Source organism: Herbaspirillum sp. meg3 (assembly GCF_002257565.1).
Classification (GTDB): domain Bacteria; phylum Pseudomonadota; class Gammaproteobacteria; order Burkholderiales; family Burkholderiaceae_D; genus Herbaspirillum.
Genome location: NZ_CP022736.1, coordinates 5377732 through 5395021, shown reverse-complemented (window position 1 = coordinate 5395021; position 17290 = coordinate 5377732). Strand labels below are relative to the sequence as shown.

Here is a 17290-nt window from a genome sequence, read left to right as displayed (position 1 = left end):
ATTAGGGCTCGTGGGGCTTAATCCTTCCTAAAGAGGGAGGAGGAGACGCGGTACGTGTTACTTGATCTTTACTCTGCTGCTCAGCGTATTTTTGTGCTTCTCGCAGCTTCTTGAGTTTTCTTATCTGTCGCTGGCGGCCAGGTTGCGCAGTTCTGCGGCAAAACTCGGCTGGGAGCGGCTGTAATCGTTGGCCATGCGGTTGAGCATCTTGACGCCATTGAAACGGTGCTGACGCACACGTTGTTCCAGCGACTTGCGCGGCACGACCAATACGATGGCGGCGCGGACGATGCCCATGACCAGCGGCTTGAAGACCATCAGCAGGGTAACCAGCACGCCTAGGCCGAGCAACGGACGCATGAATGCGACGGTTGTACCGATCAGCGATTGCGCAACCGGAATGGCGGCTTCAACTGGAAAGGCGATGGCTAAAACGGACATGATATTGATTTCCCTGATATCGAATGAATTTCTTCTCTTGTTGCATTGCAGTATATGCATCCCCGGCTCACATTGCCAATTTCATGTTTCCATATCAGATATAGAGATTGTGAATAGCGCCGTCCTGCATTATTCTCAAGACATGTAGTCATTCTTCTCGAAAGAATGTGAAAAAAACGCGGACAAAAAAATCCCCGCAAAGCCGAAGCTTGCGGGGAAATCCTTCCTAAAGAGGGAGGAGGAGACGCCGTACAGTTTCTTGTGTCGCGCAATCCATACCGCCTCAAGACGTCGGTACAGGCATCAAAACACAAGACTGAATGGGGTGTTGCGCTACAGAAGCGGTGGAAAGCGTCGTTATAGCCAGATTGCCGGCGCGTTCCGAACTACATCACCGCACTTGTAGTATTGCAAAAACTTAACAGCGACTGACTGGAATTAACCGCGGGAAGCGATGAAACGCAGTTCAGCAGCCAGGTTAGGCTGAGTCGACTCAAACTTGTTGGCCAGACGATTCATTTGCGCTGCGCCGTCAACGATGTGTTGGTCAGCAGTCAGCAGAGCAGCTTGCGATTCGTGCGCCTGGACGAAACGAACGAAGATGTTACGCAGTGCAGTACCGATCTTGCCGGCAGCAGTGCCAGTGTTCTTTGCAGAGTAATTTGCGGTCAATGTAGTCATGATGGACTCCTTGCGAAATGTGTTATGTTGCATTGCAGTGTAATGATCCATGACTCGCTTTACCAATTTCGTTTTTGGATATCAGTTATCGGTTTTGTGAATATTGTTATTTTGATGCGCCAGTCTTTCTTTTTTCCATCGTTTATTTCGTCCATGCCCTTTACGTCCTTATTTACGTCCACATTAAGGTGCGGCTGATATGAGCTTTCTGACTCTCGACCTGAATCTGTTGCGCGTTTTTGACGCGGTAATGACAGAACAAAACCTCACGCGCGCCGCCAATTTGCTGGCGATGACGCAGCCGGCGGTATCCAACGCTTTGCGCCGCCTGCGCGACACCCTGAATGACGAACTGGTGATCCGCACCGCCCACGGCGTCAAACCGACACCACGCGCCGAAGAGCTGTGGCCGACCGTGCGCCGGGCCTTGTCGGAACTGGAAGCGGTGATCACGCCGGAAACCTTTGACGTATCGCGTGCGCAGAATACTTTCCGCATGGCGATGGTGGATGCGACTGCCGCGTTATGGCTGCCGTCGCTGGTGCGTACCATCATGCGCGACGCGCCGCGCATCAAGATCCGCATGATGCCGCTGACGACCCGCGACCCGCGGGCGATGCTATTGCGCGGAGATGTCGATCTGGCGGTGGGATTTTTCCCGGGGGTAACGGCACAATTGGCCGATGGCCTGAAAACTCAGATCAGTCACGAGCGCCTGTACACCGGTCAATATGTTTGCGTGATGCACAAGAACCATCCGCTGGCCGACAAGGAATTGACGCTGGACAACTATTGTTCGGCGGATCATTTGCTGGTCAGTCTGTCAGGCAAGCCTCACGCAGTGATCGACGATGTCCTCGCCGGCATGGGACGTGAACGCAAGATTTTGCTGACAGTGAACCAGTTCTTTACGGCTGGCCGCATTGTCGCCAGTTCGGAACTCATCACCGTACTGCCGCGCCATCTGATCGCGGCGACCGGCATGACGGAAGTCCTTGTGGTAAAAGAACTTCCATTCAAAACACCGGAAGAACATGTGGACATGCTGTGGCACGAACGTGATGCCCGCAGCCCGTCGCATAAATGGTTGCGCGCACATTTAAGTGCAACAACGCATGACGAATTCGGTCGTATCAATATGAAGCGCTGACGATATCTTGATTTCCCTTGATGCGGCTGGCGCTGATCACACTCTTTAGGATGATTTATGCCACGAACATCAAGAATAATTGCAAAAACAGTCGGGCTTAGTCTCGCGGGTTTTCTGACACTCGTCATTTTGTTGATCGTCCTGATCATCAACTTTGACTGGAACCGGGCACGTCCCTGGATCAACCAGCGCGTCAGCGATGCAACAGGTCGCCACTTCGCCATTCAAGGCGACCTGATCGTCAAATGGCAACAACCCGAATCACAGCAAACCAGTTGGGCCAGATGGATTCCGTGGCCACACGTGAGTGCGGCAGACATCGTGCTCGGCAATCCGGACTGGGCGCCGGCCAACTCCAATATGGTCGCGATCAGACAGCTGAACGTGACACTCAATCCATGGCCACTGCTGCAACACAAGATCGTCTTGCCTTCGCTCGACGCAGACACGCCGCAAGTTGCTCTGCTGCGCAACAAGGACGCGGTCAATAACTGGACCTTCAAATCGGATGGCCCGTCGAGCTGGGAATTCCGCCCTGAAAAAATCGTGATTCGCAAAGGCAGCGTGCAGCTCGATGACGCCATCCAGAAGATCAACGCGAAGGCCGATATCGACACACTCGATCCCGACAAGGAAAAAATCTACGGCATCGGCTGGACCGTCAAAGGCAGTTTCAACAAAGCGGACATCCGCGGTGAAGGTAAGGCCGGCGGCGTGTTGTCGCTGCAAGATGAAAGCAAACCGTATCCTCTGGAGGCCGATGTCCGTGTCGGCAAAACCCACATCGCCGTCAAAGGCACACTGACCAAACCGCAAGAACTTGCAGCTCTCGATTTGCAGCTGAATCTGTCGGGCGACAGCATGGCGCATCTGTTTCCGCTGACCGGCGTGCTACTACCGGAGACGCCGCCGTTTTCGACTTCCGGTCATCTGATCGGCAAACTGGATCCGAAACAGAGCGACTGGATTTACGAAAAATTCAACGGCAAGGTCGGCTCCAGCGATATCGGCGGTACGCTGGAATATCAATCGAAACAACCACGGCCGCTGCTCAAGGGAGAGATCGTTTCCAATCTCTTGCAGTTTGAAGATCTTGCGCCATTGATTGGCGCCGATTCCAACGCCAAGAAGGCCGAGCGTGGCGCGGAAGAACGCCAGCCATCGAATAAGGTATTACCGGTCAAGGAATTCAATACTGACGCCTGGGATGCACTGGATGCCGATGTCAAACTCACAGCACACAAAGTGGTGAAGGAAAAGGATCTGCCGATCACCGACATCCGCGCGGATCTGCACCTGAATAACAAAGTGCTGCAGCTGACGCCGTTGAACTTTGGCATTGCGGCCGGCAATCTGACATCCAACATCAAGCTCGACGGCAGCGCGCCAAAGATGAAGTCGGAACTCAAGCTGTCGGCAAGACGCATCAAGATTCAACAGCTGTTCCCTAATCTGGATGCAGCACAAACCAGCTTTGGTGAGATCAACGGCGATGCGGCATTGAGTGCAACCGGTAATTCAGTCGCTGCCATGCTGGGTTCGTCCAACGGGGAGCTGAAGACACTGATCAATCACGGTGCCATCAGCAAACTGCTGCTGGAAGAGATGGGACTCAATATCGGTAACGTGGTGGTGTCCAAACTGTTCGGCGATAAACAGGTGAAGCTCAATTGTATGGCCAGCGATTTCGCTGTGACCAACGGCTTGATGCAGGCACGCACCTTTACGCTGGATACCGAGGACGCGATCATTAACATCACCGGCGACGTCAATCTGGCTCAGGAGCAACTTAATCTGACCATCAATCCACGCAGCAAGGGCTTACGGATTATTTCCTTGCGGTCGCCGTTGTTCGTGACCGGCCCGTTCAAAGATCCGAACATCAGCGTAGACAAAGGTGTGCTGGCGCTGAAGGCCGGCGGAGCGATATTACTGGGTGTGGTCGCACCGGTTGCCGCCATTCTTCCCTTGATCAACATCAGTGGAGAACAACAAACCGATTGCGCCAATCTGCTGCAGGAAGTCCAGAAAAAGCCTACCGCGCCGCCGCCTGGAAAAACTTACAAAGGCAAGCCGGTACAGGCCGCCAAGTGATTCCAGAGTTTTGTCGACGATCGATTTCTTAAAACCGGTTCGACAAAGCGATCTGTGGATAAGTTTGTGAATAAGTCTTGCGCGGTTTGGGGATAGTGCGAGACTTTTTCACAGCGCCAAAATCTATCCAACAACTATTCTTTGCTCATACACGTGTTGCCAAGCGTTTATCATTTTCGTAAACGCTTGATTCGATTTTGGTTTACCGGGTTATCCACAGAAAAGAGGCCCTGTTAACTACTACTACTATTTATATATATAAACATCTATATAAAAACCAGAAAACCTTTTTTCTCTTCTTTCCCGATCGAAAGCCTAAAAAAATCGAAAAAGAAAAATCGATTCGGATCCTCGGAAACCGCTCTACCCATCATTTCAACGAAATCGCATCAGGCACATCCAATACCAGGTCGGATTCTGCAACGGCGACGCAAGGCAACAGGTAGCCCTCGGCTTTTTCTTCGCGGGTGAGTCCAGGCCAATCTATCTGATAGCTGATTTGCCCGCTTTTCAACAAACACAGACAAGTCCGGCATGTTCCATTACGGCAAGAACTCGGCATGCGGATGTGCGCATGTTGTGCTGAGGTGAGCAAAGACAAAGCCGGCTTCGCGATAAATTCCAATCCTGAGGGCTCGATGAGCACCTTGTAGGCATTTTTTGGGTGTTGCTCGTCCATGGGCATCAATTGGTTTGTTTTTGCTGTGGCGACGTCTTGGAGGTCGTTCACGAGGAAACGAGGGCGCCGTGATGAAAATGGAGCCATTTCAGCATCAATCACCAGGTCAATCAGGAAATTCGATCTGAAAAAGCGACTTTCAGACCATTTTCAAGCTCACCTGTGGATAAGTCTCTGCATATCTCTTGTGCGAAATGGGGATAGGTCAACAGTTCTTCACATGTCTATTTTCTATCCAACATTTGTTCTTTTGCCATACAAGACTTGCCAAGCGGTTATGAATTTCGTAAACCGCTGATTTGATTTCGGTTTACCGGGTTATCCACAGAAAAGTGTCGCTGTTAACTACTACTACTATTTATATATATAACCTATTAATTTAAAAACCAAATCACGTCATTTTCCGAAAAACCTCAAAAAATTCCTTCAGGACAACATCTTCAAGACCAGACATCCTGCAACATGGCAAACACGGCACTGATTGCGGGTTCATTCTTACGTTTCTCAAGAGAAATAAAGGAAAGCTCTGTCGACAGATCGACTGCATCAGCAATCACCAAACCATGGGCATGCGCTTGGCTCAGGGCAATCGACTCACGTGCGAGCGACAGGCCAACACCCGATTTCACCAGATCCAGCATGGAAGATTCCTGATCGACCAGGGCGACAGCATTGGGTGTGAGCTTGTACTGAGAAAAAACCCGGTTTAGCAGACGGTGATGCGCAGACTCCGGTGGCGTCCAGATCCAGGGGAGCTGCGCCAACTCTTTCCATCCTTTGCCCGCCACCCGGCTTTTCCAACCTGCCGGTGCAATGACGTTGTAAGTAAAGTGCGTCAACGTCAGGCTGTGGAAGCCTTTGCCCGGAGAGCCGAGGAAAAAGCCGACATCCAGCTCGCCAGCTTTGACTTGCTGAAGCACTGATCCCGACATATGGTGTTGAAGACGTGTGGATAGTTGGGGATAACGCTCCACCAACAGCTTGAGGAAAGCGCCGAGACGGATGAATTCCGGATCGAGGATGGTGCCGATGGCCAAGGTGCCGGTCAGATTGCCTGCGCTGGTATGCAAGGCATTGGCATGTTGATGGAATTCTTGCAGGGTGTGCAAAACCCGTTCCGCGACCGGGAGGAGTTTGCTGCCTTCATTGGTGAGTTTCATGCCGGCGCTGGTGCGTGTGAACAGCGTCAGATCGAGTCTTTCCTGCAGCAGTTTGATTTGCAGGCTGACCGCGGGTTGCGTGACGTGGAGGGTTTCAGCCGCGCGGGTCAGATTACCTTCACGGGCAACGGCGATAAAAGCGCGTAATTGTGTGAAATCCATGTCTATGTTTCATTAAAATTACTTATCTGCTGACTTCGTTGATTTTTAATTATTTTTTAATTATCAGTTAATTTTATATTGCTGTTGATAATAACTGATTGGATTCATTTCATTCGAGCCTATATTCTTCCAAAAACAAGTAAATAGGCCAATTTCAGCAATCTCCATACCGAAATATTCATTGATCACCAAAGGGATACTTATGACTGCCGCACCATCGACCATTCAGCATTACATCAACGGCCGTATCACCCCGTCCGAAAGCGGCCGTCTACAAGACGTCTTTAACCCGGCAACCGGCGAGGTATCGGCCAAGGTGGTGCTGGCATCGACAGCCGAAGTCAATGCTGCCGTCGCCGCCGCCAGCGCCGCCGCGCCAGCCTGGGCCGAGACGGCCCCGCTGAAGCGCGCACGCGTGCTGTTCAAGTTCAAGGAGTTGATCGAGCAGCATCATGACGATCTGGCTGCCGCGATTACACGTGAACATGGCAAAGTGTTTTCCGATGCCAAGGGGGAAGTGACGCGTGGTCTGGAAATCGTTGAATTTGCCTGTGGTGTGCCGCAGTTGCTGAAGACTCAGTTCACCGACAACATCGGTGGCGGCATCGACAATTGGAATCTGCGTCAGCCGCTGGGTGTGACTGCCGGTATTACGCCGTTCAATTTTCCAGTGATGGTGCCGCTGTGGATGGCGCCACTGGCGATTGCGACCGGTAACAGCTTTATCCTCAAGCCGTCCGAACGCGATCCGTCGCCGTCGCTGATGCTGGCGGATCTGTTCAAGCGTGCCGGTTTGCCGGATGGCGTGTTCAACGTCGTTCAGGGTGACAAGGTTGCGGTCGATGCGCTGCTGCAGCATCCGGAAGTGCAGGCGATTTCGTTCGTCGGTTCAACACCGATTGCGGAATACATCTATAGCGAAGCCACCAAGCGTGCCGGTACTTATCCATTGCGCGCACAAGCCCTGGGCGGCGCCAAGAACCATCTGGTGGTGATGCCGGATGCCAATCTGGAACAAGCGGTCGATGCACTGATCGGCGCGGCTTATGGTTCTGCCGGTGAACGTTGCATGGCGATTTCGGTGGCGGTGGCAGTCGGCAGCGTGGCTGACAAGCTGATCGAGGCATTGATCCCGCGCGTGAAGGCATTGAAGATCAAGAACGGCATGGAAGCCGATGCTGAAATGGGCCCGCTGGTGACTGCAGCGCACAAAGCCAAGGTGGAAGGCTATATCGACGACGGCGTGAAGGCCGGCGCCAAGTTGCTGGTGGACGGCCGCGGCATCAGCGTGCCGGGTCATGGAAATGGTTTCTTTGTCGGCGGCACCTTGTTCGACAACGTCACGCCGGACATGAAGATCTACAAGGAAGAAATTTTCGGACCGGTGTTGTGTGTGGTGCGTGTGCCTGACTTTGCTGAAGCGGTGCGCTTGATCAATGCCCATGAATACGGCAACGGCGTATCGCTGTTCACTGCAGACGGCAATACTGCGCATGAATTTTCGCGCCGCATCCAGGTCGGCATGGTCGGCATCAATGTACCGATTCCGGTGCCGATGGCATGGCATTCGTTTGGCGGTTGGAAGCGTTCGCTGTTTGGCGATACCCATGCTTATGGCGAAGAGGGCATCAAGTTCTACACACGATATAAATCAATCATGCAGCGCTGGTCGGCTACTATCGGTAAGGGCGCGGAATTTACGATGCCGGTGGCGAAGTAATTTCATCGCATTCTCGATCAAGATAGCCGATAAAAGTATCAATAAAAACGACGGAGACAGAAGCATGGAGTCAGCAGGTAAATACGATTACATCATCGTTGGCGGCGGCACGGCTGGTTGCGTACTGGCCAACCGGCTCAGCCAGGATCGCGGCGTGAAGGTGCTGCTGATCGAGGCGGGCGCCAAGGATGATTACCTGTGGATTCATATTCCGGTCGGCTATCTGTATTGCATCAACAATCCACGCACCGATTGGCTGTATCGCACGGAAGCAGATGTCGGTCTCAATGGCCGCAGTCTGATTTATCCGCGCGGTAAAGTGCTGGGCGGTTGCTCATCGATCAACGGCATGATTTACATGCGCGGTCAGGAACGCGACTACAACGAGTGGGCGCAGCTGACCGGCGACGACAGCTGGCGCTGGGATCAGGTGCTGCCGTTGTTCAAGAAGAGCGAAGATCACTATAGAGGCGGCGATCAGTTTCACGGGGCAGGTGGCGAGTGGCGCGTGGAAAAGCAGCGTCTGTCGTGGGAAATCCTCGATGCTTTCCGCGATGCGGCGGCGGAAGTCGGCATTCCCAAAATCGATGACTTCAACCGTGGCGACAACGAAGGCAGCTCTTACTTCGATGTGAATCAAAAGCGTGGCATACGCTGGAATGCTTCCAAGGCATTTTTGAAACCGGCAATGAAAAGCGGTAATCTGGAAATCATGACCGGTTCACACGTCAAACGGCTACGCATCGAACAAGCTGAAAATGGGCCGGTCTGCGTCGGCGTTGAATTCACTGGCGGCGGCAAGGAGTGGTATGCCGAATCAGCATGTGAAACCATCCTGGCTGCCGGCGCGGTCGGCTCGCCACACATCTTGCAGTTGTCGGGCATCGGTCCGGCGAACTTGCTGCAGCAGCATCAGATTCCCGTGGTTAAAGAATTGGCCGGTGTCGGCGAGAACCTGCAGGATCATTTGCAGATCCGCACCGCGTTCAAGGTCAAGGGCGTGAAGACGCTCAACATGATGGCCAACAACTGGTTCGGCAAAATGAAGATCGGTATGGAATACGCCTTGTTCCAGAGCGGGCCGATGTCGATGGCGCCGTCGCAGCTGGGTGTGTTCGCGAAATCCGATGCATCACAAGCCAGCGCCAATCTCGAATATCACGTGCAGCCTCTGTCGCTGGAAAAGTTCGGCGATCCGCTGCATCCATTCCCGGCATTTACGGCGAGTGTTTGCAATCTGCGGCCGACCTCGCGCGGACATATTCGCCTGGGTTCCGGCGACGGCGCATTGGCGCCCAAGATCACTTTGAATTACCTCAGTACGGAGCAAGACCGCAAGGTCGCGGCGGATTCGCTCAAACTCACGCGCAAGATTGCCGCAGCGCCGGCATTGCGAAAGTATCAACCTGATGAATGCAAGCCCGGGGTGGAATACCAGTCTGAGGAAGAGTTATACAAAGCCGCCGGCGAAATCGGCACAACCATCTTCCATCCGGTCGGCACCTGCAAGATGGGGCGCGCAGATGATGCACTGGCCGTGGTCGACAGCGAATTACGCGTGCGCGGCGTCGCCGGACTGCGCGTGGTAGACGCTTCCGTGATGCCTACGATCACGTCCGGCAATACCAATTCTCCCACGGTGATGATTGCTGAAAAGACAGCAGAACTGATCAGAAAAGCTCGCAAAAATTAAATAGTTCCGGCTTTGCCCGATACGGTACTTATACGTATTGTAGTAATGGTACGACTCGGCTACTATGCGCCAGATATTAAAAAAATAAGACTCTCGCACAAGGCCTGAAGACAGGTATTCAGGCCCTAAAAAGAGTAGTTGCCGATGTCAGAAGCGTCGCGTAACTTACTAGGCGGCCATGCTGTTCTAAATACGCATGGTATTCACGGGAAGAATGAGAAGAGACACTATGACAGATGTCATTCTGGAGACAAAAAACCTGACGAAGGAATTCAAGGGTTTTACAGCAGTCAGCAAAGTCAATCTGCAAGTCCAGCGCGGGCACATCCATGCGCTGATCGGCCCGAATGGTGCCGGCAAGACGACGTGCTTCAATTTGCTGACCAAATTCCTGGTGCCGACTTCGGGCCAGATCCTGTTCAATGGCAAGGACATCACGATGGATGCGCCGGCGCAGATTGCACGCCAGGGCATCATTCGTTCCTTCCAAATTTCTGCCGTGTTTCCTCACCTGAGCGTGATGGAAAACGTGCGCATCGGTTTGCAACGCACTTTGGGTACTTCCTTCCATTTCTGGAAGAACGGCGACAGCCTGAAGCAACTCAATGATCGCGCCATGGTCTTGCTCGACGAAGTCGACCTGACCAGCTTTGCCGACACCATTACCGTCGATTTGCCCTATGGCCGCAAGCGTGCGCTGGAGATCGCGACGACCCTGGCGATGGAACCGGAACTGATGCTGCTCGATGAGCCGACTCAGGGTATGGGCCACGAAGACGTCGATCGCGTGACTGCGCTGATCAAGAAGGTCTCGGCCGGCCGCACCATTCTGATGGTCGAACACAATATGAACGTGATCTCCGGCATTTGCGACCGCATCAGCGTGTTGCAACGCGGTGCAGTGCTGGCCGAAGGCACGTATGACCAGGTATCGAAGAACCCGCAAGTGATGGAAGCCTACATGGGCACGACGTCGGGCGCGCTGGAAGGAGCTCACTGATGAACACGGCAACCATGCAACAAGGCGGTGTGGCATCTACGGGCAATACCGGCAGCGGCACACCTGCGCTGGCGATTTCCGATCTGCAAGCCTGGTATGGCGAATCGCACATCCTGCACAACGTCAACCTGACCGTGAACAAGGGTGAAGTGGTCACGCTGCTGGGCCGCAACGGCGCCGGCCGCACGACGACTTTGCGTTCCATCATGGGGCTGGTCGGGGCGCGCAAGGGTTCGATCAAGATCAACGGCAATGAAACCATCGCCATGCCGACCTACAAGATCGCGCATCAGGGTGTGGGTTATTGCCCGGAAGAGCGCGGTATCTTTTCGTCGTTGTCGGCGGAAGAAAACCTGATGCTGCCGCCATTCGTGTCGAAGACCGACAAAGGCATGTCGATCGAAGAGATCTACGACATGTTCCCCAATCTGAAAGAGCGCCGCAACAGCCAGGGCACACGCTTGTCCGGCGGCGAACAGCAAATGCTGGCAGTGGCGCGCATCCTGCGTACCGGTGCACGCCTGCTGTTGCTCGACGAGATTTCCGAAGGCCTGGCGCCGGTCATCGTGCAAGCACTTGCGCGCATGATCCTGATGCTCAAGGCCAAGGGCTACACGATCGTGATGGTGGAACAGAATTTCCGTTTTGCGGCGCCGTTGGCCGACCGTTTCTATGTGATGGAACACGGTCAGATCGTTGAGTCGTTTGCGGCTGCAGAATTGCAATCGAAGACGCAGAAGCTCAACGAATTGCTGGGCGTTTAAGTTCGGATAGTTCGGGTAGTTCGGACAATTCCGGCTTCATGTCGCTGCAACACGGATTCTGAAGAGTCGGCTTAAAGAGTCACATTAATCAGCAAGTCATAAAAAGAATGCACCATGAGTTCCATCGGTGCAAAGGGTAGTCACGTAGTCAGTGGCGCTGGTGCAATAGGCGACACAATACTTACGCAATAGCTTCAGCAACAATTTCAGGTAGCAAGCGAACGTTATAACAAAGGAGATGGAAATGAAATTGAAGACAATGTCACTCGCCGTATCGACTGCGGCAGCAGCGTTCGCTTTGGCAGCATCGGCGCCGGCTTCGGCGCAGATCTCCGGCGACGTGATCAAGATCGGTTTCATCACCGATATTTCCGGCGTCTATTCGGACATCGACGGCCAGGGCGGTGCAGAAGCGATCAAATTCGCTATCGCCGACATGGGCGGAACTATCAACGGCAAGAAGATCGAACTGGTCGTTGCCGATCACCAGAACAAGGCTGACGTTGCCGCCAGCAAATCACGCGAATGGTTCGACCAACAGGGCGTCGACGTTCTGATCGGCGGCACCAATTCCGGCACGGCGCTGGCGATGGCGAAAGTTGCCAACGAAAAGAAAAAGGTCTTCATTGAAAACGGTGCCGGTTCGGCTCGCCTGACCAATGAAGAATGCTCGCCTTACACCGTTCACTATGCTTACGACACCGTCGCACTGGCCAAGGGCACAGGCTCTGCAGTCGTCAAGCAAGGCGGCAAGAGCTGGTTCTTCCTGACCGCCGACTACGCGTTCGGTCACTCGCTGGAAAGCGACACCAGCAACGTCGTCAAGGCATCGGGCGGCACCGTCGTGGGTTCGGTCAAGCATCCGCTGGGCGCGTCCGACTTCTCGTCCTTCCTGCTGCAAGCGCAGACTTCCAAGGCACAGATCATCGGCCTGGCAAACGCCGGCGGCGACTTCATCAATTCGGTGAAGGCGGCCAACGAATTCGGTATCACCAAGACTGCCAAGCTGGCCGGTCTGCTGGTGTTCATCAACGACGTGCACTCGCTGACGCCGAAGCTGACCCAAGGCATGTACCTGACCGACAGCTGGTACTGGGATACCAACGACGAGACCCGCAAGTTCGCCAAGCGCTACTTCGAAAAGCAAAAGAAGATGCCTTCGAGCCTGCAAGCCGCCGACTACTCCGCCGCGCTGCAATACCTGCAAGCGGTGAAGGCTGCCGGTACGGATGATTCGGACAAGGTCATGGCGCAACTGCGCAAGACCAAGTTCAACGACGTCTTCCAGAAGAACGGCTATCTGCGCGCCGACGGCCGCGTGGTTCACGATATGTACTTGTACCAGGTCAAGACACCGGCCGAATCCAAGTACCCATGGGACTACTACAAGCTGGTGCAAACCATTCCTGGCGAACAGGCATGGACCACCAAGGCTGAGTCCAAGTGCTCTGCCTGGAAATAAGTCTTCAATAAATAAACGCAATTTGAGATCTGTCATTTCTGTTCAATCGGGAATGACAGATTTTTCATATTGCCCACGTTGCACTTGATAAGCCGGGCATAAGTTGAAAACGCATGGTGCGTCCAGACAGCGTCCGGTCAATCAGAATGAATGAGTTTCTATGGAATTATTCGGCATACCCCTGCAAGCCTTGTTGAGCCAGCTGCTGCTGGGCCTTGTGAACGGCTCGTTCTATGCGATGCTGTCGCTGGGACTGGCGGTCATTTTCGGCCTGCTCAACGTGATCAACTTTGCACACGGCACCTTGTACATGCTCGGCGCCTTTGCTGCATGGATCGGGCTGACCTACTTCGGGATCAATTACTGGCTGATGCTGATTCTGGCGCCGCTGATCGTGGGCCTGTTCGGTATCATCATTGAAAAGACCATGCTGCGCTGGCTCTACAAGCTGGATCACCTGTACGGTCTGTTGCTGACGTTCGGTATCACGCTGATGGTCGAAGGCATCTTCCGTTCGATCTACGGCGTGTCGGGACAGCCGTATTCGGTCCCTGACGCGTTGCAAGGCGCAACCAACCTCGGCTTCATGGTGCTGCCGAATTATCGCGCCTGGGTCGTTCTGGCGTCTGTGGTGGTGTGTTTCTCGACCTGGTTCGTGATCGAGAAGACGCGTCTGGGCGCATACCTGCGTGCCGGTACAGAGAATCCAAAGCTGGTGGAAGCCTTCGGCATCAATGTGCCGCTGATGGTTACTCTGACCTACGGCTTCGGCGTGGCATTGGCGGCGTTTGCCGGCGTGCTGGCTGCACCGGTGATCCAGGTGTCGCCGCTGATGGGTTCCAATCTGATCATCGTGGTCTTCGCGGTGGTGGTGATCGGCGGCATGGGTTCCATCCTCGGCTCCATCGTCACCGGTCTGGGCCTGGGCGTGATCGAAGGCCTGACCCGCGTGTTCTATCCTGAATTGTCGGCAACCGTTGTGTTCATCATCATGGCCATCGTCCTGATGATTCGTCCTGCCGGTCTGTTCGGTAAAGAGAAATAAGGCGACGACATGACTAATGCGATGAATAATCCAATGAGCAAGAAACTCTTTTATGCTGTGTTGCTGATCCTGGCACTGGGCGCGCCGTTCGGTCTGTATCCGGTGTTCCTGATGAAGATGCTGTGCTTTGCCTTGTTTGCCTGCGCCTTCAATCTGCTGATCGGTTACACCGGCTTGCTGTCCTTCGGCCATGCAGCCTTCTTCGGCGGCGCCGGTTATGTTGCCGGCCAGGCGATCAAGTCCTGGGGCGTGCCGACGGAAATCGGCCTGATCCTCGGCACTGCCACCGGTGCATTAATCGGTCTGGTGATGGGCTTGCTGGCGATTCGCCGTCAGGGCATCTACTTCACCATGATCACGCTGGCGCTGGCGCAGATGTTGTACTTCGTTGCGCTGCAGGCACCGTTCACCGGTGGTGAAGACGGTCTGCAAGGCATCCCGCGCGGCAAGCTGCTGGGCCTGATCGATCTGTCGAGCGACATGACCTTGTACTACGTCGTGCTGGCGATCGCGATTGCCGGTTTCGCACTGATCGTACGCACCATCAGCTCGCCGTTCGGCCAGGTGCTGAAGGCGATCAAGGAAAACGAACCGCGCGCCATCTCGCTGGGCTATGACGTGGACCGCTACAAGCTGCTGGCCTTCGTGCTGTCGGCTGCGCTGACCGGTCTGGCCGGCTCGACCAAGGCGCTGGTGCTGGGCTTCGAAACGTTGACCGACGTGCACTGGAGCATGTCCGGCCTGGTCGTGCTGATGACGCTGGTTGGCGGCCTGGGCACCATCATTGGTCCTATCGTTGGCGCCGTGATCATCATCATGCTGGAAAACAAGCTCGGCGATATCGGTAACTGGCTCGCCGGCGTGACGCATATCGAATGGTTCAATACCCTTGGCGATTCGGTGACCATCGTGACCGGCTTCATCTTCATCGTCTGCGTGCTGGCATTCCGCCGCGGCATCGTTGGCGAAATCCTGAATCTGATGGGCAAGCGTTCGCCGACTGCATCACACTAAGTTACTCAGGCCGGCTCGCCGGTCAGGTTAACTGCAATCACCGTTGTAATCACTGCCGCCGCACAGTTCAGACTGTCCGGCGGCAGTTTTCATTTCACGCCGGCCGGTTTGCTTGTACAGTGTCGCCACGCGCAATCATGCAGCAAATGTATTCCGGAGAATTGAATGGCAGTGCCCCAGACCGACGAGCAGATAGAGATTTTGAAGTGCCACGCCCAGATCGTCATGATCGAGGCGGTTGCCGGCTCGGGTAAAACCACGACGCTGGCGATGCTGGTGAAGCAGGCGCTGACAAGAGGGCTCGGTGCGCATCAGATTCAATGCCTGTGTTTTTCGGAAGGGGCAAACAAGCGCTTCCGCGAAAAACTGTACGAAGAGGGCGTCACCAGACCGGTGCCGCTGAATACCGTGGAAGCCTACGCGCGCGAGTGCCTCGCCCAGCTGGGTGAGGCATTGGCCCTGGAGCGGACGCGCTATTATTCCTCGGATGAAGAACTGCGCCCGCATCTGGTAGCGGCAGCCAACAGTGTATTGGCACGCTATGAAGGCAGAGCGGGGCGGGCCGACAACGGTTTCGATTTTTCCTTCGAAAAAAACAGTGCCAATGCCGAGGAAATGTTCTCGCTGCTATACCGCCTCAAGGCGAGTCTGGCCTCGCATCGCTTCCATGATGAAGAGCTTGATTACGACGATCTGGATCAGCTGGCGACACAGTTCGGCACCCAGATCGAAGCAGTCGAAATCGGCATCGCTTATGAACGGCAACGGCAAACCTATCCCGGTGAATACAAATGGCGCAGCGCCGCCGATCTGGTGCCGGATCTGGTTGAGTTGCTGAGCAGCCATCCGTCCGCGCTGGAGATCCTTCCGGTCAAAAGCTTGTTTCTGATCGATGAATGGCACGATATCAATGCGGCTGAATTCCGGCTGCTTCAATTGTTGCTAAGGGGAAATAAATTGGTGGCGGTCGGCGATCGTTATCAAATTATCAACTCTGCGCGTGGCGCGGATATCGTTTATTCGACTGCCGGTTTTGAGATGGCCTTCCCGAATGCACAGTATCTGCCGCTGGGGAAGTCCTATCGTTTCGGGACCTCGCTGTCCAAGCTGGCGCAGCGGCTGACCACACGCAAGTGTGCCTCGCATGAAGATCTGTATACCGAAATCAAGCGACTGACCTACGACCCGACGCAATCCGGCGATTGCGCCGCGAAGGTGACGCAGCAGGTGCAAGCCCTGGTGAAGGCGAGGGCGGACACGCGCTACTCCGATATTGCGATCATCGTGCGTGAGCCGGATCAGACTATCGAGATCGAAAACCTGCTGCTCGATCAGAACATTCCGTACTACTGCGACGACATCGAGTCTTACCTCCACCGTCCCGAAATTCTGATGCTGCGCGGCTTACTGCACATGGCGAGCAATTCGTTCGCGACACTGCAAGGCGACAAGGAAAGCATCAAGCGCATGGTCATGGGATTCTCCCTGTATCTGCCGGTGGGGGAGTCGTCCGAAAACTGGGAACGCGGTTACTTCGCCGAAGGCACCTGGTTCGAAGAAGCGCAACGGATGATTGCCGAGCAGCCGAACGCGCTCAAGGATTTTTTTGAAGCCGTACTCTGTAAGCCGCGCGATACGGACGACGACATGGTGCTGCGCTGGAAGCAGCGCTTCACGGATGTCGTGGAAGAATTACAGAAGCTGAACAAGGAGAACTCGGCCGCGGAGTTGCTCAACTTCGCCAATCGCCATCTGTCATTGGTCGACGCCACCAGCCGGGCCTTCATCAATCGCAGCCGGGCAACGTCGGCGGCCAAGTCGATCCAGACCTTCATCGCTTTTGCATCACGCCACCCGGAGATGAATGCGGCTGACTTCCTCGCTGAGCTGCATCGCCGCCAGCAAAAGGTCAGCAAGAATCGAAGCGCAATTCAGTCACGCCGGCAATTGACGCTGACGACCATCCAGGCGGCGAAAGGGCGGCAGTGGCCACATGTGTTGGTGCCATATCTGCAGCAGCATGAATTTCCACGGCTGCGCGATATCGCTGAAGAGGTGCGCCATTTTTATGTCGCCATGACCCGCGCCATCTCCAGTCTGTCCTTGTTTGAACCCGACGATGAACACGCGGAGCAACGCAGTGTTTTGATGAATCGCGTGCGCAAGTAAAGGCTTCTGCCTTGCAGCGGTTGGGCATGTTATAGGTCTGGAGAAGCGTGCTTCAC

General features: G+C 54.5%; 14 protein-coding genes. 10 read left to right on the top strand and 4 right to left on the bottom strand.

Translation table 11 applies throughout. The features are described from left to right. Nucleotides 1-120: 120 nt before the first annotated feature. On the bottom strand, nucleotides 121-441 hold the full coding sequence (locus hmeg3_RS24255) for a hypothetical protein (protein WP_094566542.1): 321 nt from the start codon (nucleotides 439-441) through the stop codon (nucleotides 121-123). 438 nt (nucleotides 442-879) lie between these two features. Next, nucleotides 880-1122, bottom strand: a complete 243-nt coding sequence (locus hmeg3_RS24250; protein WP_198361751.1) for a hypothetical protein — start codon at nucleotides 1120-1122, stop codon at nucleotides 880-882. Between the two features lie 199 nt (nucleotides 1123-1321). Here hmeg3_RS24250 and hmeg3_RS24245 point away from each other — a divergent pair, with 199 nt between their 5' ends. Beyond that, entirely contained in the window at nucleotides 1322-2272 is a 951-nt protein-coding gene (locus hmeg3_RS24245) for a LysR family transcriptional regulator (RefSeq protein ID WP_094565996.1), read from the top strand. A 57-nt stretch (nucleotides 2273-2329) separates the two neighbouring features. After that, nucleotides 2330-4366: an AsmA family protein gene (locus hmeg3_RS24240; RefSeq protein ID WP_094565995.1), complete on the top strand. Its 2037-nt coding sequence runs from the start codon at nucleotides 2330-2332 to the stop codon at nucleotides 4364-4366. 370 nt (nucleotides 4367-4736) lie between these two features. Here the strand turns inward: hmeg3_RS24240 and hmeg3_RS24235 are convergent, their stop codons facing one another. Then, entirely contained in the window at nucleotides 4737-5045 is a 309-nt protein-coding gene (locus hmeg3_RS24235) for a 2Fe-2S iron-sulfur cluster-binding protein (RefSeq protein WP_094565994.1), read from the bottom strand. Between the two features lie 440 nt (nucleotides 5046-5485). Next, nucleotides 5486-6367, bottom strand: coding sequence for a LysR family transcriptional regulator (locus hmeg3_RS24230; protein ID WP_094565993.1), 882 nt, complete (start codon nucleotides 6365-6367; stop codon nucleotides 5486-5488). Between the two features lie 202 nt (nucleotides 6368-6569). Here hmeg3_RS24230 and hmeg3_RS24225 point away from each other — a divergent pair, with 202 nt between their 5' ends. The 8 genes from hmeg3_RS24225 to hmeg3_RS24190 all read left to right on the top strand — a co-directional run bounded on the left by hmeg3_RS24225 (nucleotide 6570) and on the right by hmeg3_RS24190 (nucleotide 17234). After that, the gene (locus hmeg3_RS24225; protein WP_094565992.1) at nucleotides 6570-8087 is read left to right on the top strand and encodes a CoA-acylating methylmalonate-semialdehyde dehydrogenase; all 1518 of its coding nucleotides are present in this window, start codon (nucleotides 6570-6572) and stop codon (nucleotides 8085-8087) included. 64 nt (nucleotides 8088-8151) lie between these two features. Then, complete coding sequence (locus hmeg3_RS24220; protein ID WP_094565991.1) at nucleotides 8152-9780, top strand: GMC family oxidoreductase; 1629 nt, start codon at nucleotides 8152-8154, stop codon at nucleotides 9778-9780. Nucleotides 9781-10009: 229 nt separating this feature from the next. Next, nucleotides 10010-10780 (top strand): ABC transporter ATP-binding protein, encoded by a 771-nt coding sequence (locus hmeg3_RS24215; RefSeq protein ID WP_094565990.1) that lies wholly within the window; start codon nucleotides 10010-10012, stop codon nucleotides 10778-10780. Then, complete coding sequence (locus hmeg3_RS24210) at nucleotides 10780-11544, top strand: ABC transporter ATP-binding protein (RefSeq protein ID WP_232511797.1); 765 nt, start codon at nucleotides 10780-10782, stop codon at nucleotides 11542-11544. The genes hmeg3_RS24215 and hmeg3_RS24210 overlap by 1 nt, the downstream gene beginning before the upstream one ends. A 244-nt stretch (nucleotides 11545-11788) precedes the next feature. After that, nucleotides 11789-13006 carry an ABC transporter substrate-binding protein gene (locus hmeg3_RS24205; protein ID WP_094565989.1) on the top strand — a complete coding sequence of 406 codons (1218 nt, stop codon included), beginning with the start codon at nucleotides 11789-11791 and terminating at the stop codon, nucleotides 13004-13006. A 160-nt stretch (nucleotides 13007-13166) separates the two neighbouring features. Further along, complete coding sequence (locus hmeg3_RS24200; protein WP_094565988.1) at nucleotides 13167-14051, top strand: branched-chain amino acid ABC transporter permease; 885 nt, start codon at nucleotides 13167-13169, stop codon at nucleotides 14049-14051. 33 nt (nucleotides 14052-14084) lie between these two features. Next, nucleotides 14085-15065, top strand: coding sequence for a branched-chain amino acid ABC transporter permease (locus hmeg3_RS24195; RefSeq protein WP_094565987.1), 981 nt, complete (start codon nucleotides 14085-14087; stop codon nucleotides 15063-15065). Nucleotides 15066-15230: 165 nt separating this feature from the next. Continuing rightward, nucleotides 15231-17234: a UvrD-helicase domain-containing protein gene (locus hmeg3_RS24190; RefSeq protein ID WP_094565986.1), complete on the top strand. Its 2004-nt coding sequence runs from the start codon at nucleotides 15231-15233 to the stop codon at nucleotides 17232-17234. Nucleotides 17235-17290 lie beyond the last annotated feature (56 nt).